Source organism: Kitasatospora sp. NPDC034023, assembly GCF_055575795.1.
In genome coordinates this window covers 32,935-54,738 of record NZ_JBVIRY010000023.1, presented here as the reverse complement: position 1 = coordinate 54,738, position 21,804 = coordinate 32,935, and the positions used below count along the sequence as shown (strand labels likewise).

General features: G+C 71.8%; 20 protein-coding genes. 13 read left to right on the top strand and 7 right to left on the bottom strand.

All coding sequences use genetic code 11. The features are described 5' to 3' along the window. The first annotated feature begins 108 nt into the window (after window positions 1–108). From ACZ52R_RS27555 to ACZ52R_RS27535, 5 genes are all read left to right on the top strand, one after another. Window positions 109–726, top strand: a complete 618-nt coding sequence (locus tag ACZ52R_RS27555; protein ID WP_465754341.1) for a hypothetical protein — start codon at window positions 109–111, stop codon at window positions 724–726. An 87-nt stretch (window positions 727–813) separates the two neighbouring features. After that, window positions 814–1,554, top strand: a complete 741-nt coding sequence (locus ACZ52R_RS27550; RefSeq protein ID WP_360494936.1) for an SIR2 family NAD-dependent protein deacylase — start codon at window positions 814–816, stop codon at window positions 1,552–1,554. 143 nt (window positions 1,555–1,697) lie between these two features. After that, window positions 1,698–2,912, top strand: a complete 1,215-nt coding sequence (locus ACZ52R_RS27545) for a cytochrome P450 (protein ID WP_465616142.1) — start codon at window positions 1,698–1,700, stop codon at window positions 2,910–2,912. 50 nt (window positions 2,913–2,962) lie between these two features. Continuing rightward, entirely contained in the window at window positions 2,963–3,961 is a 999-nt protein-coding gene (locus tag ACZ52R_RS27540; protein ID WP_465754340.1) for an ADP-ribosylglycohydrolase family protein, read from the top strand. Between the two features lie 272 nt (window positions 3,962–4,233). Then, on the top strand, window positions 4,234–5,553 hold the full coding sequence (locus ACZ52R_RS27535; protein WP_465616146.1) for a serpin family protein: 1,320 nt from the start codon (window positions 4,234–4,236) through the stop codon (window positions 5,551–5,553). A gap of 40 nt (window positions 5,554–5,593) precedes the next feature. Here the strand turns inward: ACZ52R_RS27535 and ACZ52R_RS27530 are convergent, their stop codons facing one another. From ACZ52R_RS27530 to ACZ52R_RS27515, 4 genes are all read right to left on the bottom strand, one after another. After that, window positions 5,594–6,706, bottom strand: coding sequence for an ADP-ribosylglycohydrolase family protein (locus ACZ52R_RS27530; RefSeq protein ID WP_465616147.1), 1,113 nt, complete (start codon window positions 6,704–6,706; stop codon window positions 5,594–5,596). 55 nt (window positions 6,707–6,761) lie between these two features. Then, window positions 6,762–8,078 carry a DUF2786 domain-containing protein gene (locus tag ACZ52R_RS27525; protein WP_465616149.1) on the bottom strand — a complete coding sequence of 439 codons (1,317 nt, stop codon included), beginning with the start codon at window positions 8,076–8,078 and terminating at the stop codon, window positions 6,762–6,764. Window positions 8,079–8,245: 167 nt separating this feature from the next. Next, the gene (locus tag ACZ52R_RS27520; RefSeq protein ID WP_465754339.1) at window positions 8,246–9,877 is read right to left on the bottom strand and encodes a transporter; all 1,632 of its coding nucleotides are present in this window, start codon (window positions 9,875–9,877) and stop codon (window positions 8,246–8,248) included. Continuing rightward, the gene (locus ACZ52R_RS27515) at window positions 9,874–10,680 is read right to left on the bottom strand and encodes an ABC transporter ATP-binding protein (RefSeq protein WP_360494956.1); all 807 of its coding nucleotides are present in this window, start codon (window positions 10,678–10,680) and stop codon (window positions 9,874–9,876) included. The genes ACZ52R_RS27520 and ACZ52R_RS27515 overlap by 4 nt, the downstream gene beginning before the upstream one ends. Before the next feature lie 258 nt (window positions 10,681–10,938). On the opposite strand from ACZ52R_RS27515, the gene ACZ52R_RS27510 reads away from it, so the two are divergent. The 7 genes from ACZ52R_RS27510 to ACZ52R_RS27480 all read left to right on the top strand — a co-directional run bounded on the left by ACZ52R_RS27510 (window position 10,939) and on the right by ACZ52R_RS27480 (window position 18,090). Then, a complete protein-coding gene (locus tag ACZ52R_RS27510; protein ID WP_465616155.1) occupies window positions 10,939–11,562 on the top strand; it encodes a DUF1707 and DUF4190 domain-containing protein in 624 nt (207 codons plus the stop codon). 502 nt (window positions 11,563–12,064) lie between these two features. Further along, a complete protein-coding gene (rpsL, locus tag ACZ52R_RS27505; RefSeq protein WP_014144289.1) occupies window positions 12,065–12,436 on the top strand; it encodes a 30S ribosomal protein S12 in 372 nt (123 codons plus the stop codon). Between the two features lie 2 nt (window positions 12,437–12,438). Then, complete coding sequence (rpsG, locus tag ACZ52R_RS27500) at window positions 12,439–12,909, top strand: 30S ribosomal protein S7 (protein ID WP_188306747.1); 471 nt, start codon at window positions 12,439–12,441, stop codon at window positions 12,907–12,909. A 39-nt stretch (window positions 12,910–12,948) separates the two neighbouring features. Beyond that, window positions 12,949–15,054 (top strand): elongation factor G, encoded by a 2,106-nt coding sequence (fusA, locus tag ACZ52R_RS27495; protein ID WP_360494962.1) that lies wholly within the window; start codon window positions 12,949–12,951, stop codon window positions 15,052–15,054. A 195-nt stretch (window positions 15,055–15,249) separates the two neighbouring features. Further along, the gene (gene tuf, locus ACZ52R_RS27490) at window positions 15,250–16,443 is read left to right on the top strand and encodes an elongation factor Tu (protein WP_031063092.1); all 1,194 of its coding nucleotides are present in this window, start codon (window positions 15,250–15,252) and stop codon (window positions 16,441–16,443) included. A gap of 193 nt (window positions 16,444–16,636) precedes the next feature. Continuing rightward, a complete protein-coding gene (locus ACZ52R_RS27485; protein WP_360494965.1) occupies window positions 16,637–17,599 on the top strand; it encodes a glycosyltransferase family 2 protein in 963 nt (320 codons plus the stop codon). Continuing rightward, window positions 17,596–18,090, top strand: a complete 495-nt coding sequence (locus tag ACZ52R_RS27480) for a GtrA family protein (RefSeq protein ID WP_360494968.1) — start codon at window positions 17,596–17,598, stop codon at window positions 18,088–18,090. Before ACZ52R_RS27485 ends, ACZ52R_RS27480 begins: the two co-directional genes overlap by 4 nt. Here ACZ52R_RS27480 and ACZ52R_RS27475 read toward each other — a convergent pair. Further along, window positions 18,077–19,651 (bottom strand): DUF2142 domain-containing protein, encoded by a 1,575-nt coding sequence (locus tag ACZ52R_RS27475; RefSeq protein ID WP_360494971.1) that lies wholly within the window; start codon window positions 19,649–19,651, stop codon window positions 18,077–18,079. The genes ACZ52R_RS27480 and ACZ52R_RS27475 overlap by 14 nt on opposite strands. 101 nt (window positions 19,652–19,752) lie before the next feature. Here ACZ52R_RS27475 and ACZ52R_RS27470 point away from each other — a divergent pair, with 101 nt between their 5' ends. Further along, window positions 19,753–20,190 carry a GtrA family protein gene (locus tag ACZ52R_RS27470; protein ID WP_360494974.1) on the top strand — a complete coding sequence of 146 codons (438 nt, stop codon included), beginning with the start codon at window positions 19,753–19,755 and terminating at the stop codon, window positions 20,188–20,190. 79 nt (window positions 20,191–20,269) lie between these two features. Here ACZ52R_RS27470 and rfbC read toward each other — a convergent pair whose 3' ends face one another. Both rfbC and rfbA read right to left on the bottom strand, forming a co-directional pair. Continuing rightward, window positions 20,270–20,875: a dTDP-4-dehydrorhamnose 3,5-epimerase gene (gene rfbC / locus ACZ52R_RS27465; RefSeq protein WP_465616162.1), complete on the bottom strand. Its 606-nt coding sequence runs from the start codon at window positions 20,873–20,875 to the stop codon at window positions 20,270–20,272. Then, window positions 20,872–21,747 carry a glucose-1-phosphate thymidylyltransferase RfbA gene (rfbA, locus tag ACZ52R_RS27460; RefSeq protein ID WP_360494980.1) on the bottom strand — a complete coding sequence of 292 codons (876 nt, stop codon included), beginning with the start codon at window positions 21,745–21,747 and terminating at the stop codon, window positions 20,872–20,874. Before rfbA ends, rfbC begins: the two co-directional genes overlap by 4 nt. Window positions 21,748–21,804: the final 57 nt, after the last annotated feature.

The window sequence follows — 21,804 nt, the reverse complement described above, 5'->3', positions numbered from 1 at the left end:
GTGCGGGGGAGGCGGGGAGTTCGCCGGTGCGGGCGATCCGGGACGAGGGCCTGGGCCGGGAGGCTCTGGGGTGTCGGAAACGGACCACACCGCTGGAGAGATCGTCAGATGAACGCCACTCGCGCCACCCGTCTCACCCGCCTCACCCCGTACGCCGTCGTCGGCGCCCCCGCCCTGATGGCGCTCTACGGCGGCATCCGCCTGGTCCCGGGCTCCCGCGAGCCGGGCCTCGGCTGGACGGCCGGTCACACCGCGATGCTGGCCGGGCTGCTGCTGTTCGCCCCGGTCTTCCTCGCCCTGCGCCGACAGCTCGCCCCACGCGGCACGGCCGGGCGGATCGCGGCCGGGACAGCGCTGGGGACGGCCTTCGCGGGGCTGCTCTGCTCGCTGGTGCAGATCGGGATCGACCTGGTCGTCGGCCTCGCGGCGGCGGACAAGGGCGAGCAGTCGCGGCTCTTCGGCCGGGTGCAGGACGTCCCGGGTGTGCTGCCGGCCGTCTACCAGGTCGGCCCGCTGCTCTTCTACGTCGGCCTGCTGGCGCTGCTGACCGCCGCCGCGGCCGGCCGCTCCCGGGCGCTGCGCTGGTGGAGCCCGGTGCTGGTGCTGCTCGGCACGCTCGCTTCGGGGGCCGACCTGGCCTTCATCCCGCTCGCCGCCGCCTGCTACCTGGTGGCGCTGGCCCCGCTCGTCCGTCCGGCCGTCGCGCCGCGGCCGGTGCTGGTCTGACCTCCGCGCGCCGCCCGTCGGCTCACGGCGCGGAGCACCCGGAATTTCGGTGGCCGTGCCCGGGCCGGTGGCCGTACCGTCCGGTCCATGAACGCGAAGCGCCCCCTGATCGCCGTGCTCACCGGCGCGGGCATCTCGACCGACTCCGGCATCCCCGACTACCGCGGCCCGCAGGGCCTGTGGCAGAAGGACCCGGCGGCGCAGGAGCTGGTCACCATCGGGCCGTACCGGGACGACCCGGAGGTCCGGCGGCGGTCCTGGCTGCTGCGGCTGGAGACGGGCGCGCTGGCCGCCGAGCCGAACGCCGGGCACCGGGCGCTGGTCGACCTGGAGCGCTCCGGGCTGCCGCTGCGGGTGCTCACCCAGAACGTGGACGGGCTGCACCAGGCGGCCGGGCTGCCCGCCCGCAAGGTGCTCGAACTGCACGGCACCGCACGGGAGACGCAGTGCCTGCGCTGCCGGGTGGTCGCGCCGATGGCCGACGCGCTGGCGCGGGTCGAGGCAGGCGAGCCGGACCCGGCCTGCCGGGAGTGCGGGGGGATCCTCAAGCCGCGCACGGTGATGTTCGGCGAGAACCTGGACCCGGAGGTGCTCGGCCAGGCCGAGTCGATCGCCCGCGGCTGCGACGTCTTCATCGCGGTCGGCACCAGCCTGCAGGTGTTCCCGGTGGCGGCGCTGCCGTACAGCGCGGTGGAGGCCGGGGCGAAGCTGATCATCGTGAACGGCGAGCCCACGCCGTACGACGAGGCGGCGGACGAGGTGATCCGGGAGCCGATCTCGGAGGCGCTGCCCGAGCTGGTGCGGCGGCTGGTGAGTGAGCGGGCGTGAGGGGTGGCGGGCAGCCCGAAGGGCCTGAAGGCGGAAGGGTCTCAAGGCGGAAGGGTCTGAAGCCGGAAGGGTCTTAAATCGGACGTACCGCGTGCGTACGATGATCCTTCCGGCTTCCCCTCACGGCCTGGAGTGATCGACCGATGACGACGACGGCGAAGTTCGACCCCTGGTCGGCGGCGTTCGTGGCCCACCCGTACGACGCGTACGCCGAACTGCGCGACCACGCGCCGGTGACGTACTTCGAGCCGACGAACCAGTGGCTCGTCGCGCGCCACGAGGACGTCAGCGCGCTGCTGCGCGACCGACGGCTCGGCCGCACCTACACCCACCGCTTCAGCCACGCGGAGTTCGGCCGCCCCGGGCCCGACCCGGCGCACGAGCCCTTCCACACCCTGAACGACCACGGGCTGCTCGACCTGGAGGCGCCCGACCACACCCGGATCCGCCGGCTCGTCTCCAAGGCCTTCACCCCGCGCATGGTCGAGGGCCTGCGCCCGACCGTCCGGCGCCTGGCCGGCGAGCTCGTCGACGACCTGCTCGCGGCCGGCGGCGGCGACCTGATCGCCACCGTCGCCGAGCCGCTGCCGGTCGCCGTGATCGCCGAGATGCTCGGCGTCCCGGCGGGCGACCGGCACCTGCTGCGGCCGTGGTCCGCCGACATCACCGGGATGTTCGAGCTCAACCCGACCGAGGAGGCCGCCCGCCGGGCCGTCACCGCGAGCATCGAGTTCTCCGACTACCTGCGCGCCCTGATCCGCGAACGCCGGGTGAACCCGGGCGAGGACCTGATCAGCGCGCTCATCCAGGCCCAGGAGGGCTCCGACGCGCTGAGCGAGCAGGAGATGATCTCCACCTGCGTGCTGCTGCTCAACGCCGGCCACGAGGCGACCGTCAACACCACCGGCAACGGCTGGTGGGCGCTCTTCCGCCACCCCGAGGAGCTCGCCCGGCTACGCGGCGCGGTGGACGAGCTGCTGCCCACCGCGATCGAGGAACTGATGCGCTGGGACACCCCGCTGCAGATGTTCGAGCGCTGGGTCCTGGAGGACATCGAGGTCCGCGGCGTCACCATCCCGCGCGGCTCCGAGGTCGCCCTGCTCTTCGGCTCCGCCAACCGCGACCCCGAGCGCTTCGCCGACCCCGACCGGCTCGACCTCGGCCGCGCCGACAACCCGCACATCACCTTCGGTGCCGGAATCCACTTCTGTCTCGGCGCCCCGCTTGCCAGACTGGAGCTCACCGAGTCCTACGGCACCCTGCTGCGCCGGGCCCCGGGCCTGCGGCTGGTCCGCGAGCCCGAGTGGAACCCGGGGTACGTGATCCGGGGGCTCAGGGAACTACTGGTCGAGGTCTGACGGACAGCCGGGCAGACGGACAGACAGACGGAGAAGAGGGGGGAGCGGCCGTGGGCAAGGCGACGGGGGCGCTGCTGGGGCTGGCGATCGGCGACGCGATCGGCCGGGTGACGGAGTTCAAGACCGTCGAGGCGATCGCCGCCGACCATCCGGACTGGCGGCAACTCCCGCTGCCCGACAAGGCCTTGGTCACCGACGACACCCAGATGACGCTCGCCCTCGGCCGCGGCCTGCGCACCGCCCTGGCGCGCGGGCCCCTCACGCCCCTACGGCTGGAACGGCCGGTTCGCGAGGAGTTCGTCGACTGGTGGCGCTCCCCGGAGAACAACCGCGCCCCGGGCATGACCTGCCTGCGCTCCTGCGAGCGGCTCAGCCACGCCGAGTACCGCTGGCAGCAGGCGAGCGACGTCGGCTCCAAGGGCTGCGGCGCCAACATGCGGGTCGCCCCGATCGGGCTGATCCGCGAGCTGGACGCCCGGCAGCTCTCCGGCGCCGCCCAGCTGCAGTCCGCGCTCACCCACGGCCACCCCACCGCGCTCGCCGCCAGTGACCTCACCGCGTACGCCGTCCGCAAGCTCGCCGAGGGCGTGCCGCCGGCCGGCCTGCCCGCGGCGCTGCGGGCGTACGCGCTGGCGAGCCGGGAGCGGTACGACGAGTTCTGGCTCGGCGACCTTGCCGCGCTCTGGTACGGCGCCTCGCCGCAGGCCGTCATCGCCCGCGGCTGGGACGACTGCCTCGCCGTCCTCGACCAGCTGGAGGCCGCGCTCGCCGCCCCCGACCCGGAGGCCGACCCCTGCCTGGCCACCGGCGAGGGCTGGGTCGCCGAGGAGGCCTTCGGCACCGGCCTGCTCTGCTTCCTGCTGCTGCCGGACGACCCCGTGGCCGCCGTCCGCCGGGCCGCCTACTCCAGCGGCGACTCCGACTCCCTCGCCTGCCTGACCGGCGCCTTCGCGGGCGCCCACCACGGCGAGACGGCCTGGCCGGCCGACTGGGTGGAGCGGATCGAGCACCGGGACGAACTGCTGGAGCTCGGCGCGCTCTGGGACTGAGCGGAGCCGGGCGGCGGGGTCCACCAAGGGCCGCTCGGCGGGGTCCACCCAGGGCCGGGCGGCGGGTCCACCCAGGGCTGCTCGGCGGGGTCCACCCAGGGCCGGGCGGCGGGTCCACCCAGGGCTGCTCGGCGGGGTCCATCCAGGGCCGGGCGGCGGCGTTCGCGCAGGGCCGCTCGGCGGGGTCCATCCAGGGCCGGGCGGCGGCGTTCGCGCAGGGCCGCTCGGCGGGGCGAGCGGAACCGGTCGGCGGGGCGGCGCGTCGAAGGGCCATGACGAACCGCAGCACCGGAACCCGTCGTCCACCGCGCCGCCCGGCGGCGCTGCTCCTCGCCGCCGCGCTCGCCGCACCGCTGCTCGCCGGCTGTGGCAGCAGCGGGGCGGCCGCGCCCGCGGAGCTCAGGGCCTCGGCGCCCGCCAGCCGGCCCCCGGTCGACCCGGCCCAGCTGACCGCGACCGCGACCGCCACCGACGCCTTCGGCCTCGATCTCCTGCACACCCTCACCACGCGGCCCGACGACGCCGGCCGCAACCTCGTGGTCTCCCCGTCCGGCCTGGCCACCGTGCTCGCCATGCTGCTGCCCGGCACCCGGGGCACCACCGCCGACGAACTCGCCAAGGCCCTGCACACCGAGCTCACCCCGCAGCAGTACGCCCTCGCCATCGGTGCGCTGAACCGCCAGGCACCCTCCGGCAACGGGCTCACCCTGCGCCAGAGCGACGACCTCTGGGCCCAGCGGGGCCTCGCCGTCTCACCGGACTACCTGGCCACCCTCGCCGCCGCGTTCGACGCCGGCGTGCACCCCGCCGACTTCGCCAAGGATCCGGAGGGCTCCCGCAAGGCCGTCAACGCGGCCGTGGAGAAGGCCACCGAGGGCCGGATCAAGGACCTCTTCGCCCCGAACGCGATCACCGCGGACACCCGGCTGGTGCTCACCGACGCGCTCTACCTCAAGGCCAAGTGGGCCTCCGCGTTCAAGCCCTCGCAGACCGCCGACCGCCCGTTCCACAAGCTCGACGGTTCCGCCCCGGCCGTCCCCTCGATGAGTCAGACCGGCGGGTTCAAGTACGCCGACGGCTCCGGCGGGATCGTCGGCGAGCCCTGGCAGGCCGTCGAACTCCCGTACGCGGGCGGCGGGTTGGCGATGGACCTGATCGTCCCCGCGCAGGGCGGCTTCGCGGCCTTCACCAAGGGCCTGGACCAGCCCCAGCTCGACCGGATCCTCGGTGCCCTCGCCGAGCGGCACGTCGACCTGCAGCTTCCGCGCTTCCACTTCGACACGTCCAACGAGCTCACCTCCGCGCTGCGCTCGCTCGGCGTGAAGTCGCTCTTCGACGGGGCCGACCTCAGCGGCATCGCCAAGGATCCGCTCGCCGTCAGCACGGTGGTGCAGAAGGCCACCGTCGAGGTCGACGAGGACGGCACGGTCGCGGCGGCCGGCAGCGGCGTCGGGATCGCCGGAGCGGCCGCGCCGGCCCCGGACCAGCCCGTCCAACTGCACATCGACCGGCCGTTCCTGTTCCTGATCCGGGACACCCAGGGCGGGCGGCCGCTGTTCCTCGGCCAGGTCACCGATCCGCAGGCACGCTGAGGGACCCGTACCGGGGAGGGAACCCGCCAGGGAGGCGCCCCTACCAGGCCGGGTAGCGCCCGCCGAGCCCCGGGTGGAGCGGGTCGCGGCTGCCGAACAGCACCAGCAGGTCGTCCGCGACCTGCCGCAGCTCGGCCCGCCCCTCCACCGCCCCGGCCCACTCGGCGGGCAGTGCCGAGGCGCCGTACGCGGCCCCGACCAGGTTGCCGCAGACCGCGCCGGTCGAGTCGCTGTCCCCGGAGTGGTTCACCGACAGCAGCAGCGCGGTGCGCACCGGGTCGGGGTCGAGGGTGGCCGCCAGCAGCGAGTACACCGCGATGGCCAGGCACTCCTCGGCGATCCAGCCGAGCCCGACCCGCTCCACCGCCTCCGCCGCGGGCTCGGACTCCTGGGCGACCCGCACCGCCCGGGCCAGCGCCTGAACGGTCTCCTTGGAGCCCGGCAGCTCGCGGATCTGCTCCACGGTCTCGCCGACCGCCGCCCACGGCTCCGTCCCGTTCGCGAGCCGCTCGATCAGCGCCGCGAAGGCGCCCGCCGCGAGGTAGCCGGTCGGGTGCCCGTGGGTGAGCTGGGCGCACTGCACGGCCAGCCCGAAGGACTGCTCGACGCCCAGCCGGGCCAGCCCGAACGGCGCCGAGCGCATCACCGTGCCGCAGCCCTTGGAACCCGGGTTGATCGGCCCCGGCCGCCCGATCACGGACGGTGCCTCGAACACCGGGTGCTCGGACACCCCGCTCAGACAGGCGTTGCCCGGCGCCCGCCGCGCGTACAGGAAGGGCTGCCGCAGCAGCCAGCCGTCGTACGGGCGGGGCTGCGGCACGGTGTCCGGCGCGGGCTGGTACTGCGTCAGCAGCCAGCGCCGGTAGGCGCCGTGGACGGCCTCCGGCACCGAGCCTCCGCCGCCCGTCCAGCCGCGGACGAAACCGCGGATCAGGCCCTCGGCGGTGAACAGCGTCATCTGGGTGTCGTCGGTGACCTCGACCGGCCCGGGACCGCCCGGCAGGGAGGTCACGCCCGCCGGCCCGTAGTGGCCCTGGATCTGGTGGAGCTGCTGGAACTCCACCGGCCAGCCCAACGCATCGCCGATGGCCCCGCCGAGCAGCGCTCCGCGCACCCGGTCCCGATACCCCGACTCGGCAGCCGGCTCCGTCACGTCGAATCCCCCTTCGTTCGTGGCGGAATACGTTCTACCAGGTCTCGGTGCGGTGCTACCGACGGATCTCCCCGGCGCGCCCGTGTAGCGCGGCCCGGTCGGCGGCGGCCCGTCCGGCCGCCCAGCCCTTGCCGTCGCTGACCCGGACCCGCTGCGAGACCAGCTTCGGGAACAGTCGGCCGATCTCCTCGTCCACCGCCTCCGAGCGGGCGGCGAGCGCGGGCAGCAGCCGCTCGTCCGGCAGCAGCTGCTCCTCGGTGCCGTCCTCGCGCAGGTGCCGGCCGGCCGCGGCGGCGCTGGTGGTCCGCTCGGTGGCGGCGGTCAGCCGCTCGCGGATCCGCGCCGCGTACGCGACCAGGAAGGAGTGCCGGAACGCCTTGCTGCGCGAGTCCCGGCGGGAGCCCGCCTTGTTGAGCGCGTGGGTGGCCTGCACCAGCAGCGAGGTGTAGAGCAGCTCGACGCCGTCCAGGTCGCCGTCGAAGCCGACCACGGTGCAGAAGCCGAACTCCTTCGCCCACACCACCCGGCACCGGTTGGCCACCGCGACCGCGTCCAGCAGCATCGTCTTGGGGCCCTCGTACGGGTTGTCCACCCCGATCCGCAGCGCCGCCGGGGCGTCCCGGTCCGCACCGGCGGCGGCCAGCAGCGCCTCGTCGATGCTGTGCTGGGCCATCAGCTGCTGGGCCTTGGCGGTCAGCGCCTCGGCCTCCTCCGGGTACTCGGTGGACTCGGCCTTGGCCAGCAGCGCCCGGATCCGGGCCAGCATCCGCGGCTCGCCGGCCAAGGAACCGGGACGCTCCGACCCCGAGTGCCGCGGCCCCGACTGCCGCGACCCGACGTGCTGCGGCCGCACCGTCTGCCCGGGAGCCGGTCCCACCGGGGCGATCGGCGGCAGCCGGCCCCAGGTGCGCAGCAGCTCCAGGACGGCGGTGGCGAGCGCGAAGCGGTCCAGCCGGTGCCGCTGGGCGAACGCCCCCAGGTACTGCTCGTCGCCGGACCACCAGGCCTCGACCTCCAGCTCGCGCAGCTGCTCCTGCCAGCGCCGGTCGAGCGCCGCCGCGGGGTGGCGGCGGTCCTCGGCGGCGATCAGGTCCACCGCGAGGGCCAGGTGGACGGGCTTCAGCCCGCGCCGCACCACCCGCGCCAGGTCGGCCGGGCGCCACCCGGCGGACCAGCAGCGGCCGACGGCGGTGTCCGCGTACCCCAGCAGGGCCCGGCTGACCGCCGGCCACTGCCCGGCCGAGGCGGCCAGCAGCGACGCCCCGGTGTCCAGCGCGAGGTCCAGCCGCTCCTCGGGGGCCGTCAGCACCGCCCGCACCGCCTGCTCCAGTAGCGGCCCGGCGTCTCCGCCCTGCTGCGCGCCCTTGCCCACGGTGTGTCCCTGCTCTCCTCGACGGCCCTGTTCCTCCTGCCCATGATGCCGGAGCCCGCACCGACGACCGGGACGGACGACTGCGGAGGACGGCGGGGAGGGGCGGGGGAGCAGGCAGCGGCGCCCGGCCCCAGGACGGGACCGGGCGTCGGAGGAAACGGTTCGGCTCAGCGCTGGACGGCCTTGGCCAGGATCTCCGGGATGCGCTCCAGCAGCCGGGTGGCCGCCATCCGTACGCCGAGGACGGCGACCAGGGCGCCGTACAGCGGGCCGATCAGCAGGACCGGCCAGCTCGGCCCGTCCGAGGTCAGCGCCCAGCCGAGGTAGCCGCCGACCGGCAGGGCGAGCAGTGCGACGCCGAACATCGAGCCGAACGAGTTGAGCATGACCAGCCCGCTCTGGCCGGGGGCGGCATTGCGCATCGGGTTGTTGTCGGCGGGCATGGCGTACGGCACCAGCACGCTGAACATCGCGCCGAGCGCCACCCCGCAGCCGAGCAGTGCGAAGGCCAGGCCGAGCGCGGCCGGCAGGTCCGCCCACGTGTCGGTGACGCCCGCCAGTGCCAGCCCGAGCACCCCCGTCACCGGGATCGCGTAGGACAGCACCGCGTACGCCCGGCCGCGCAGCTCGTCGCGGGCGTCGGCCGGGGTGCGCAGGGTGGCGGCGACCATCCAGAACGCCGAGCCGTCCATGCCGAACAGGTTGAGCATCTGCAGTCCGAGGAACATCCCGGTCATCGCGAGCAGGTACACGCTCGCCCAGCCCTGGACCATCGACAGCACGCAGATCACCACCGTCATGCCGATGCTGGTGAACAGCGCGGCCTTGGCCCGCGGTTCGCGCCAGGCGTACCGCAGGTGGCGCTGCATCACCGCGCCGGCCCGGCCCTGGGGCAGGAAGCCCCAGCCGCGCGAGCGCTGCACCCCGCGCGCCACCTCCAGGGTGGAGGAGTCGGCGGTGACCATGAGTTCCTGCAGGCTGCCGCGCCACCAACGCAGCAGCAGCGCCAGCAGCACGCCGGCCGCGGCGAGCTGCAGGAGCGCGAGCCCGTACCGGCCCTCGGCGGCGGTGCGCGGCGCGTCGGCGGCGCTGATCGGCGGGATCCAGCGCAGCACGGAGGCGATCGGCTTCAGCGGACCGAGGTCGAGGTCGTCGCCGGGGCGACCGAAGACGCTCTGCGAACCGACGTTGGCGGCCTGGATCAGGAGCGCGAAGGCCAGCCCGCCGAAGATCGCGAAGTCCTTGCCGCGACGGCTGGAGAGCATCCGGGCGTTGCCGGCCGCGACCGCCCGGGAGAGCGTGACCAGGCAGAGCACCGCGAGCGGCACGCCGACCACGGCGACCGCGGCCGAGGCCCCGCCGCCGGCGCCGGCCAGTACCGCGCCGGTCACCAGCACCAGGTTGATCAGCGGCCCGGGCCCGATCAGCGCGGCCAGCAGCGAGCCGCGCAGCAGCGGGCCGGGCCGCAGCGGCAGCATGGTGAGCCGGGTCGGGTCGGCGCTCTCGTCGCTGGAGAACAGGAAGAGCGGCAGCGCGGCCCAGCCCAGGGTCAGCACGCCGAGCAGCATCACGCCGGCGTCCCCGGAGCCCGCGAAGTGCCCGTTCAGCGCGGCCAGGGCGACGGCGATGCCACCCGCGAAGGCCAGGCCCACGACGCCGCCGATCACGAAGACGGCGGTTCGGCCGGGGCTGCGCCGCAGCCCGTTGCGCAGCAGCCGCAGCTTGAGCGCGACCAGGGCGCGGACCACCGTCCGCCCGTCGGGGACGGGGACGGGGGTGCGGACGGCGGCGGTGCTCACTGGGTGCCCCCGAGCCAGCCGAGCGCCTGCCCGTCGTCCTCGCGGACGCCGATCAGGTCGAGGAAGGCCTCGTGCAGGCTGCGCCCGCCCCGCACCGAGTCCAGCGGGCCCTGGGCGATCACCCGGCCCGCGTTGACCACCGCGACCCAGTCGCAGAGCTGCTCGACCAGCTCCATCACGTGGCTGGAGAAGACGACCGTGGAACCGGCCGCCGCGTACCGCTTGAGCACGCCGCGGATGGTCTGGGCGGAGACCGGGTCGACGCCCTCGAAGGGCTCGTCCAGGAACAGCACGTCGGGGTTGTGCAGCAGCGCGGCGGCCAGGCCGATCTTCTTGCGCATGCCGGTGGAGTAGTCGGCGACCAGCTTGTCGGCGTCCCGGCCGAGGTCCAGGACGGTCAGCAGTTCCTCGGCGCGGCGGTCCACCTCGGCGCCGGGCAGGCCGCGCAGCCGCCCGGTGTACTGCAGCAGTTCGCGTCCGCTGAGCCGCTCGAACATCCGCAGGCCCTCGGGCAGGATGCCGATCCGCGCCTTGACCGTGACCGGGTCCGCCCACACGTCGGTGCCGTGCACCAGGACGGTGCCCTGGTCGGGCCGCAGCAGTCCGGTGACCATCGACAGCGTGGTGGTCTTGCCGGCGCCGTTCGGGCCGACCAGGCCGATGAACGAGCCCGCCGGCAGTTCCAGGCTCAGCCCGGCCACGGCGGCCTGGGTGCCGAAGTGCTTCCACAGCCCTCGGATGCTGACGGCGGACGGGGTGCCCGGTTCGGGGTGGTCGGAGGAGGGCGGTGATGACGCCTGCATGGCGGCCTTCTCTGCTCGTGGTGGCCGGAGTTCGTGGTGGCCGGACTCCCGGGGTTCAGCCTGGCACTGCCCGAACGGGCTGTCGCCCGAGTTGAGGATTCCCTGAGCGTGTCCGCCGAACGGGTGAGCCGCGCCGCCCTGAATCCCATTCCCGACGTCTACTGGGCCGAATCGGCAACTACTCAGTTCCCCTGTTCGTCCTGCACTATGAGGACCAGTGAGGGTGCGCGGGGGTGCCGCGGTACCGGGAGGTGGCGGATGTCCGTTCAACCGTGGGGCGAACCCGGTCCCGGCCACAAGCACGGCCAGGGCCGCCAGCAGGGCTACGGGCAGGGCTACGGCCACGGGCAGGGCTACGGCCACCGGCCGGTCGTCGGCTGGCAGCAGGCCCCGTCCCCGCAGGCGCCGTCCCCGCAGGCCGCGATGCGGGCGGGCCACGCGGACCGCGACCGGACGGTCGACGTGCTGAAGGCCGCGTTCGCCGAGGGCCGGCTCTCCGTCGAGGAGTACGAGCAGCGCCACGAGGCCGTGGTCGCGGCGCAGACCTACGGCCAGCTGGCCGCGCTGGTGGCCGACCTGCCGGCCGGCCCGATGGTGACGCCGGCCACGGTCGCCACACCGGTTCCGGCCACATTCCTGCCCGCCCCGCCCCCGCCCCCGCAGGCCCGCCCCACCAACGTGCTGGCGGTGGTGTCCCTGGTGTGCGGCCTGACCGGCTTTCTGGCGCTGCCGGTGCTGCCCGCGGTGATCACCGGCCACATCGCCCGGTCCCAGATCCGCGACCGCAACATGGACGGTGACTGGGCGGCCGTCCTCGGCCTGGTCCTCGGCTACATGGGCACCGCGTTCTGGGCCCTGCTGGTCCTCGCCGGCATCGCCTAGGGTCGGCCGACCGGTGCTGCGGCGTGGTGGCGCTGCGCTCCGTCACGTGGCTCTCCGTCGCTGCGCTCCGGTGGCGGGTGGGTCTCCGTCGCTGCGCTCCGTCGGCGCGTGGGTGGCACAGAGCGGACGACTGTGGTAGAGCGGGTGGAGGTGGCCCGACACCGGGCGGTCACGTGCGGGACACCCGCGTGACGCTCGGCCGAAGGCGGCGACCTGCGGCGTTGCATTTGTTTTGACCGAGCCCCATGCGCTAGGTACGCTCTGACCTTGTGCCTGGGGTGTCCCCGGGTCCTTGTGCGTGCATGCACACCGGTCGCCGCGCCGAGCCGGAGCGTCTTACAGCGCCCCGCGCGTAGAGCGCCGTCGCTGTACATCAGCCATGGGATTCCGTGTCGGAAAAGCCCAACACACCCGACCGCGTGGGTCGACCACGGGGTTGTGTGCGAGGGAGACACCGCAGGTTAGTTCCACCAAGCCTTGGCACACAGAAAACGGAGAAACGGTGCCTACGATCCAGCAGCTGGTCCGAAAGGGCCGGCAGGACAAGGTCGAGAAGAACAAGACTCCCGCGCTGAAGGGTTCCCCGCAGCGCCGTGGGGTCTGCACGCGTGTGTACACGACCACCCCGAAGAAGCCGAACTCGGCGCTTCGTAAGGTCGCCCGTGTGCGCCTCACCAGCGGGATCGAGGTCACCGCTTACATTCCGGGCGAGGGCCACAACCTGCAGGAGCACTCCATCGTGCTGGTGCGCGGTGGTCGTGTGAAGGACCTTCCTGGTGTCCGCTACAAGATCATCCGCGGTTCGCTTGACACCCAGGGTGTCAAGAACCGCAAGCAGGCTCGCAGCCGCTACGGCGCCAAGAAGGAGAAGTAAGAATGCCTCGTAAGGGCCCCGCCCCGAAGCGCCCGGTCATCATCGACCCGGTTTACGGCTCCCCGGTCGTCACCCAGCTGGTCAACAAGATCCTGCTGCACGGCAAGCGCTCCACCGCCGAGCGGATCGTCTACGGCGCCCTCGAGGGCGTTCGTGAGAAGACCGGCGCCGACCCGGTCGTCGCGCTGAAGCGCGCGCTGGAGAACGTGAAGCCGGCCCTCGAGGTCAAGTCCCGCCGTGTCGGTGGCGCGACCTACCAGGTTCCGGTCGAGGTCCGCCCGGGCCGCGCCAGCACCCTGGCGCTGCGCTGGATGGTCGGTTACTCCCGCGCCCGTCGCGAGAAGACCATGACCGAGCGTCTGATGAACGAGATCCTCGACGCCAGCAACGGTCTGGGCGCTTCCGTGAAGCGTCGCGAGGACACCCACAAGATGGCCGAGTCCAACAAGGCCTTCGCGCACTACCGCTGGTAGTCCCTACCCCGTCACTAGACAGAGAGAGAACGAGCCACCATGGCTGCAACCTCCCTTGACCTCGCCAAGGTCCGCAACATCGGGATCATGGCGCACATCGACGCGGGCAAGACCACCACCACCGAGCGGATCCTGTTCTACACCGGTGTGTCGTACAAGATCGGTGAGGTCCACGATGGCGCTGCCACCATGGACTGGATGGAGCAGGAGCAGGAGCGCGGCATCACGATCACGTCGGCCGCGACGACCTGTCACTGGACCGTCGACGATGCCGATCACACCATCAACATCATCGACACCCCGGGTCACGTCGACTTCACCGTCGAGGTGGAGCGTTCGCTGCGCGTCCTCGACGGTGCCGTGACGGTGTTCGACGGTGTTGCCGGTGTCGAGCCCCAGTCCGAGACCGTGTGGCGGCAGGCTGACCGCTACGGCGTTCCGCGCATCTGCTTCATCAACAAGCTGGACCGCACGGGCGCGAACTTCTTCTTCTGCGTCAAGACCATCGTGGACCGCCTCGGCGCGACCCCGCTGGTCATGCAGCTCCCGATCGGTGCCGAGTCGGACTTCCAGGGCGTTGTCGACCTGGTCCGCATGAAGGCGCTGGTCTGGTCCGCCGAGGCCGCCAAGGGCGAGATGTACGACGTCGTCGACATCCCGGCCGACCTGGTGGACCAGGCGAACGAGTACCGCGAGATGCTCCTGGACGAGGTGTCGAACGTCAGCGATGACGTGATGATGCTCGCCATGGAGGGCGAGGACGTCCCCGAGGAGCTCCTCTACGAGGCGATCCGCAAGGGCACCCTCGAGTCGGCCTTCACGCCGATCTTCTGTGGCACCGCGTTCAAGAACAAGGGTGTTCAGCCCCTGCTCGACGCCGTCGTCAAGTACCTGCCGTCGCCGCTGGACATCGAGTCCATCGAGGGCACGAAGCCGAACGACCCGGAGACCAAGATCTCCCGCAAGGCTTCGGACGACGAGCCGCTGGCCGCGCTGGCGTTCAAGATCATGTCCGACCCGCACCTGGGCAAGCTCACCTTCGTCCGGATCTACTCCGGCCGCCTGGAGTCCGGCACCTCGGTGCTGAACGCCGTGAAGGGCAAGAAGGAGCGCATCGGCAAGATCTACCGCATGCACGCCAACAAGCGTGAGGAGATCGAGTCGGTGGGCGCCGGCGACATCGTCGCCGTCATGGGCCTGAAGCAGACCACCACCGGTGAGACGCTGGCCGACGAGAAGAACCCGGTCATCCTGGAGTCCATGGACTTCCCGGCCCCGGTTATCCGCGTCGCCATCGAGCCCAAGTCCAAGGGTGACCAGGAGAAGCTGGGTGTTGCCATCCAGCGTCTCGCCGAGGAGGACCCGTCCTTCCAGGTCAACACGGACGAGGAGACCGGCCAGACCATCATCGCGGGTATGGGCGAGCTGCACCTCGAGGTGCTGGTCGACCGTATGAAGCGTGAGTTCAAGGTCGAGGCCAACGTCGGCAAGCCGCAGGTCGCGTACCGCGAGACGATCCGTGCGGCCGTCGAGCGCATCGACTACACCCACAAGAAGCAGACCGGTGGTTCCGGTCAGTTCGCCAAGGTGCAGATCGCGATCGAGCCGCTCGAGAAGGCCGAGGGCTACGAGTTCGTCAACATGGTCACCGGTGGCCGCGTCCCGCGGGAGTACATCCCGTCGGTCGACGCCGGTTGCCAGGAGGCCATGGAGTTCGGTGTTCTCGCCGGCTACCCGCTGCAGGGTGTCCGCGTGAAGCTGCTCGACGGTCAGTCGCACGACGTCGACTCCTCCGAGCTGGCGTTCAAGATCGCCGGTTCGATGGCCTTCAAGGAAGGCGCGAGGAAGGCCAAGCCGGTCATCCTCGAGCCGATGATGGCCGTCGAGGTCACCACGCCCGAGGACTACATGGGCGACGTGATCGGTGACATCAACTCTCGCCGTGGCCAGATCCGGTCCATGGACGAGCGTCACGGTGCCCGCGTCGTCTCGGCGCTGGTGCCCCTCTCCGAGATGTTCGGCTACGTCGGTGACCTGCGCAGCAAGACCTCTGGTCGCGCGAGCTACTCGATGCAGTTCGACTCGTACGCCGAGGTCCCCAAGGCCGTGGCTGAGGAGATCATCGCCAAGTCCAAGGGTGAGTGACATCCCGATATTCGGGATGATTCCGACCCCTTAGGCTATTAGGAGGCGACCCGGGAGGATCCGGACGGATTCTCCCGGGGCCTCCGGCCCCCACCCCGCGGGACGGCGCGCGGTGCCTACGGCACCCGGGCCCAATCCCGACCAAGACCAACTGACGTCAGCACGGCGTACAGAACTGTCCTCAGGAGGACTGCAGTGGCGAAGGCGAAGTTCGAGCGGACGAAGCCCCACGTCAACATCGGCACCATCGGTCACATTGACCACGGTAAGACGACCCTTACCGCGGCCATCACCAAGGTGCTGCACGACGCGTACCCGGAGATCAACCCCTTCACGCCGTTCGACCAGATCGACAAGGCGCCGGAGGAGCGGCAGCGCGGTATCACCATCTCGATCGCGCACGTCGAGTACCAGACCGAGGCGCGTCACTACGCCCACGTCGACTGCCCGGGTCACGCGGACTACATCAAGAACATGATCACCGGTGCGGCCCAGATGGACGGTGCGATCCTCGTCGTCGCCGCCACCGACGGCCCGATGCCGCAGACCAAGGAGCACGTCCTCCTGGCCCGCCAGGTCGGCGTCCCCTACATCGTCGTCGCCCTGAACAAGGCCGACATGGTGGACGACGAGGAGATCCTGGAGCTCGTCGAGCTCGAGGTCCGTGAGCTCCTCTCCGAGTACGAGTTCCCGGGCGACGACCTGCCGGTCGTCCGCGTCTCCGCGCTGAAGGCGCTGGAGGGCGACAAGGAGTGGGGCGAGAAGCTCCTCGGCCTGATGCACGCCGTCGACGAGAGCATCCCGACCCCGGCCCGCGCCGTGGACCAGCCGTTCCTGATGCCGATCGAGGACGTCTTCACGATCACCGGTCGTGGCACCGTCGTCACCGGTCGTATCGAGCGTGGCATCCTCAAGGTCAACGAGACTGTCGACATCATCGGCATCAAGGAGACCAAGACCACCACCACGGTCACCGGCATCGAGATGTTCCGCAAGCTGCTCGACGAGGGCCAGGCCGGTGAGAACGTCGGTCTGCTGCTCCGTGGCATCAAGCGCGAGGACGTCGAGCGCGGCCAGGTCATCATCAAGCCGGGTTCGGTCACGCCGCACACCGACTTCGAGGCCCAGTCCTACATCCTGTCGAAGGACGAGGGTGGCCGTCACACCCCCTTCTTCAACAACTACCGCCCGCAGTTCTACTTCCGTACCACGGACGTGACCGGCGTCGTGACCCTCCCCGAGGGCACCGAGATGGTCATGCCGGGCGACAACACCGCCATGACGGTCGCGCTGATCCAGCCGATCGCCATGGAGGAGGGCCTGAAGTTCGCCATCCGTGAGGGTGGCCGCACCGTCGGCGCCGGCCAGGTCACCAAGATCATCAAGTAATTGATGCTCTGACCTGCCTGCCTCGTACAGGCTGAGTCTGCCGAAGGGCCCCGCGCACCGCACGGTGCGCGGGGCCCTTCGACGTTTCACGGGCACCTCACCGGAGCGCGCCTCCTTTCACCGGCCGCTCATCGCAGACTGTTATGGTCGGGCCACAAACCAGCCCCGCCGTCGCGGAAAGTGGGACCAACGCATGTCTACGGCACCGCTGTTGTCGGTCGTGATGCCGATCTACAACGAGCAGGAGGCGCTCCCGCTGACCGTCGAGCGGCTGCGGCCGATCCTCGACGGGCTCGACGTGGCCTACGAGGTGGTCGGGGTCGACGACGGCAGCACCGACGCGACACCGGTGCTGATGCAGAAGATCCGCCAGGACTGGCCGGAGTTCCGCATCGTCCGCTTCGCCCGCAACTCCGGGCACCAGGCCGCCCTCACCGCCGGCATCCACCGCGCCTTCGGCGACTACGTCGTCTCCATCGACGCCGACCTGCAGGACCCGCCGGAGAAGATCCCCGAGATGCTGGAGCTCGCCCGCGAGCAGGGCCTCGACATCGTCTACGGCGTCCGCGGCGACCGCGGCACCGACACCTTCTTCAAGCGGCACACCGCCGGGGCCTACTACTGGCTGATGCGCAAGCTGGTCGGCAAGCGGATGCCCACCCAGGCCGGCGACTACCGGCTGCTCAGCCGGGCCGCGGTGAACGCGCTGAAGGCGATGCCCGAGCACCAGCCGGTCTACCGGCTGCTGGTGCCGTGGCTGGGCTTCCCCAGCGGCGAGGTGGTCTACGTACGCGAGGAGCGGGTCGCGGGCAGCACCCACTACCCGCTGTCCAAGATGGTCCGGCTGGCGCTGGACAGCGTCACCAACTTCTCGGCGTCCCCGCTGCGGCTGGCCACCTGGCTCGGGCTGTTCAGCTTCCTGGTCTGCATCGCGCTGGCGCTCTACACCACGGTCGCGTACGCGGTCGGCTCCACCGTGCCCGGCTGGTCCTCGCTCTTCATAGGGATGCTGTTCATCGGCGCCGTCCAGCTGGTCTGCGTCGGACTGCTCGGCGAGTACGTCGGCCGGATCTACTCGGCGGTCCAGGCACGGCCCGCCTACTTCGTCGGCTACGACTCGGCCGAGGAGCCGGAGCGGTACGGTACGGGCGAGTGAACGAGATCCTCTCCGCGAACCGCGACGGACACGACGAACACGGCGGACACGGCGGGCACGAGCACCGGGACGAGCCCGACGCAAAAACCGCCGGACCGCGATCGGTCCGGCGGCAGCTGCCGTCCTTCCTGGTCATCGGGGTGCTGAGCACCCTCTTCTACCTGGCGCTGTTCGTCGCCCTGCGCCCGGTCACCTCGTCGCAGGTGGCCAACCTGGTCGCGCTGGCCGTCAGCGCGGTGGCCAACACCGCGGCCAACCGCCGCTTCACCTTCGGCATCACCGGCTCGGACGGCGCGGTGCGCCACCAGCTCCAGGGCGCGGTCGCGTTCCTGATCGGGCTCGGCCTCAGCAGCGGTGCCCTGGCGCTGCTCGGCGTGGCGGTGCCGCACGCGTCCCGCGTGGTGGAGGTGACCGGGCTCGTGGTGGCGAACGGTCTCGCCACCGTGGCCCGGTTCGTCCTCCTCAAACTGTGGGTCTTCAGGAAGCGCTGACCGCGGCCGGCCGCTCCTCCGGGGCGGCCCCGGCCCGGCGGCCGGTGCTGGTCCACGCCCAGATCCCGAGCACCACGCAGCCGGCCGCGGCGGTCAGCAGCGCGGTGGCCGAGCCCGCCGGCGGGTGCCAGGTGCCGGCCAGCGGGTTGAGCGGCGTGTAGTCCACGGCGGTGCCGATGCCGGCCTGCCAGCGGATCATGGTGTACCCCAGGAAGGCCAGCTGCAGCGGCAGCACCACCAGCGCGACCGTGCGGACCAGCGAGGCCGACCGGGCTCCTTCGAGGACGCCGCGCCGTCCGAGGACGAAGGCCGCGAGCAGCGGGACCCCGACGGCGACGGGCAGCAGGTACCGGCCCTGGCCGACGAAGCCGACCTTGTGCGCCGAGATCGCGTCCGAGAGCGTGATCACCGCGAACGGGGCCAGGAAGAACGCGAGCACCCGCCAGCGGTCGCTCCACGCGCCGAAGGCGAGCGCGGGCAGCACCAGGCAGCCGATGGCCAGGTACCAGAGGTAGTAGGCGGTGCCGGGTAGGTGCGTGTCGAGCCAGGACGGGACGCCGATCACTTCGGTGAAGTAGTCGGGCCAGCGCACGACCACCTCGTGCCGGATCGCCTTGGGCACCGTGATGCCGGGCGGCACCTGGACGGGCATCAGCTCCGAGGCCTTCATGACCACGGTCCACAGCGCCCCCGCGGCGCCGGTGGCGAACAGCGTGCCGGCCGCCCACCAGGCCGGCCGGAAGCGCAGCAGCTGCTTCAGCCGTTCCCGCTTGGCCGGGATCAGCATGATCCCGAGGACCGCCGCACACCAGAGCGGACCGAGCGCGCGGACCGTCATGAGCACCGAGCCGGCGATCCCGATCTGCACCATGGCCGCGCGGCGCAGCGGCTGGTCCGGGTCCAGCATGGTCGGGATGAGGGCCGCGACCAGGGCCACGCCGGCCGCGATCTCGATGCCGTTGGGGTTGATCGAGCCCGCCAGGTGCGCGGTGATCGGGGTGACCGCGACCAGCAGCCCGGCCGCCGCGATCCGGTGCCTGGTCCAGGCGACGAGGCTGTGCGCGGCGCAGGCGAGCAGCGCCGAGACCAGGCCCGCGCTGATCAGCCGGGCCAGGGTGAGGCCCAGCCAGTTCGGCCAGAGGGCCATCGGCCAGCCGACGAGCGCGTAGTAGACGGGATTGTACCGGCCGGCCCTGGTGGCCACCCGCTCGATCTGCTGGTCCGCACCGCCGGGCGCCTTGGCGCAGGCCGCCGACTTGGTGGGGTCGAACCACCAGCAGTTGTCCCGGACGATCGAGGCCGGCACGTGCTGGAAGGCGCCGATGCCGCCGCCGGCCGCCTCGGGCTTGGGCGCGAACTCGCCCCGGGCCACCCCGACCGCGCGGATGATGTGCTCCCGCTCGTCCGGGCTCGCGTCGTACGGCGAGGCGAGGGCCCAGCCCGCGCAGACCAGGAAGAACCCGATGAACGCGGTCCACCAGGTCCGCCGGAACAGCAGGCGGCCCGGACGGCTGGAGCTGTCGCCGGATCTGCTCGCGGCGGGCGAGGGAGGAGAGGTCACGGCGGGGGAGTATGAGGACACGCGACCAAGATAACGGGTGGCCGAATTCGCCTGGCCCGGGCGGCTGTGTGGCCGCCGGGCGTTGCACTTACGATTCCCCCGTGACTCAACTGGAATCGCCCTCCGAAGTGTCCGGCTCCACCGTGAAGGGCCGGATCGCCGGACTCCTGGGCCATAGCGCGGTGCGGTTCCTGGCCGCCGGCGTCACCAGCACCACGGTCGACATGGGCCTGCTGTACCTCCTGCACGGGGTGCTCGACCTGCCGCTGGCGCCGTCCACCTTCGTCGCGGTGCTGGCCGGCTTCACCACGAACTTCCTGCTGAACCGGATCTGGGCCTTCGACAGCTCCTCGCCGGTCGGCAAGCAGACCGCCCGCTACCTGGTGATGGCTGGCGGCAACTGGGTCGGCACCGTGCTGCTGGTCGGCGGCCTCGTGAAGCTGGGCCTGTTCTACCTGCTGGCCCGCGCCGTCGCGCTGGTGCTGCTCTCGGTGGTGAACTACTTCGGCTACAAGTACTGGGTGTTCCGGGACAAGTGACCGCAAGCGCGAAGGCCCGGCCGGATTCCTCCGGCCGGGCCTTCGTGCGTCCTCGCGGGACCTCGGTCCTGTGGGGACCTCAGTTCTCCTGGGTGCGCAGGCTCTCGGTGAACGCCTTGCAGGTCTCGTACGTCGGCAGCAGGCCGGAGGAGATCGCCTCCGCCAGCGACGGCGCGGCCTCGTCCCGGGCCGACAGCAGCGGCTGCTCGGCCGGCCACTCGATGCCCAGGTCGGGGTCGAGCGGGTGGACCGAGTGCTCGCCGGTCGGGTTGTACGTCTCGGAGCAGAGGTACGACAGCGTGGCGTCGTCGGACAGCGCGCAGAAGCCGTGGCCGAGGCCCTCCGGGATGTAGACCGCGCGGCGCTCCACGTCGTCGAGCCGCACGCCCTCCCAGCGGCCGAAGGTCGGCGAGCCGACCCGCAGGTCCACGATGACGTCGAGGACGGCGCCGCGCACGCAGGTCACGTACTTGGCCTGGCCGGGCGGCACGTCGGCGAAGTGGATGCCGCGCACCACACCGCGCGAGGAGACCGACATGTTGGCCTGGGCCAGCCGCAGCGGGTGGCCGACGACCTCGGCCAGCCGGTCGAAGCGGTACCACTCGGTGAACATGCCGCGCGGGTCGCCGTGCAGCTGAGGGGTGATCTCGACCAGGCCCTCGATGCTCAGTTCACGGAACTTCACCGGGCGTTCTCCTCGTCCAGCAGGGCCAGCAGGTACTGTCCGTAACCGCTCTTCAGCAGCGGCTCGGCGAGCTCGCGCAGCTGCTCGGAGCCGATCAGGCCGGCCCGCCAGACGGCCTCCTCGATGCAGCCGATCTTGAAGCCCTGGCGCTCCTCGATGACCCGGACGAACTCCGAGGCCTGCACCATCGAGACGAAGGTGCCGGTGTCCAGCCAGGCGGTGCCGCGATCCAGGATCGTGACGTTCAGCTCACCCTTGCGCAGGTAGGCGTCGTTGACCGCGGTGATCTCCAGCTCGCCGCGCGCGCTGGGCTTCAGGCCGCGGGCGATCTCCACGACCTGGTTGTCGTAGAAGTAGAGGCCGGGGACGGCGTACCGGGACTTGGGCTTCTCGGGCTTCTCCTCGATGGAGATCGCCTGGCCCTGCTCGTCGAACTCGACCACGCCGTACGCGGTCGGGTCGGCCACCGGGTAGGCGAAGACCCGGCCGCCGGGGGAGTCGGTGTGCTCGGCCAGCCGGGTCCCGAGGCCGCTGCCGTGGAAGATGTTGTCGCCGAGGATGAGGGCGACCGAGTCGTCGCCGATGAAGTCCGCGCCGAGGACGAAGGCCTGGGCGATGCCCTCGGGCTTCTCCTGGACGGCGTACTCCAGCTTGAGGCCGAGCTGCGAGCCGTCGCCCAGCAGGCGTTCGAACTGCTCGCGGTCGGCCGGGGTGGTGATGATCAGGATCTCGCTGATGCCCGCCATCACCAGGGTGGACAGCGGGTAGTAGATCATCGGCTTGTCGAAGACCGGGAGCAGCTGCTTCGAGACCGCTCGGGTCAGTGGCCACAGGCGCGAGCCGGTCCCGCCGGCCAGGAGGATTCCACGCATGCGAGCAGCTTAAGTGAGAGGCGGGCGGGCCCTGTCCTGGGCCGTTCGAGGGGGCCG

Excerpts from the sequence above, each read along its gene's own strand:
- ACZ52R_RS27485 (WP_360494965.1), top strand. The coding sequence starts at position 16,637 with ATGTCTACGGCACCGCTGTTGTCGGTCGTGATGCCGATCTACAACGAG.
- ACZ52R_RS27555 (WP_465754341.1), top strand. The coding sequence starts at position 109 with ATGAACGCCACTCGCGCCACCCGTCTCACCCGCCTCACCCCGTACGCC.
- ACZ52R_RS27535 (WP_465616146.1), top strand. The coding sequence starts at position 4,234 with ATGACGAACCGCAGCACCGGAACCCGTCGTCCACCGCGCCGCCCGGCG.
- ACZ52R_RS27545 (WP_465616142.1), top strand. The coding sequence starts at position 1,698 with ATGACGACGACGGCGAAGTTCGACCCCTGGTCGGCGGCGTTCGTGGCC.
- fusA (WP_360494962.1), top strand. The coding sequence starts at position 12,949 with ATGGCTGCAACCTCCCTTGACCTCGCCAAGGTCCGCAACATCGGGATC.
- ACZ52R_RS27510 (WP_465616155.1), top strand. The coding sequence starts at position 10,939 with ATGTCCGTTCAACCGTGGGGCGAACCCGGTCCCGGCCACAAGCACGGC.
- ACZ52R_RS27550 (WP_360494936.1), top strand. The coding sequence starts at position 814 with ATGAACGCGAAGCGCCCCCTGATCGCCGTGCTCACCGGCGCGGGCATC.
- rfbA (WP_360494980.1), bottom strand. The coding sequence starts at position 21,747 with ATGCGTGGAATCCTCCTGGCCGGCGGGACCGGCTCGCGCCTGTGGCCA.
- rpsG (WP_188306747.1), top strand. The coding sequence starts at position 12,439 with ATGCCTCGTAAGGGCCCCGCCCCGAAGCGCCCGGTCATCATCGACCCG.
- ACZ52R_RS27515 (WP_360494956.1), bottom strand. The coding sequence starts at position 10,680 with ATGCAGGCGTCATCACCGCCCTCCTCCGACCACCCCGAACCGGGCACC.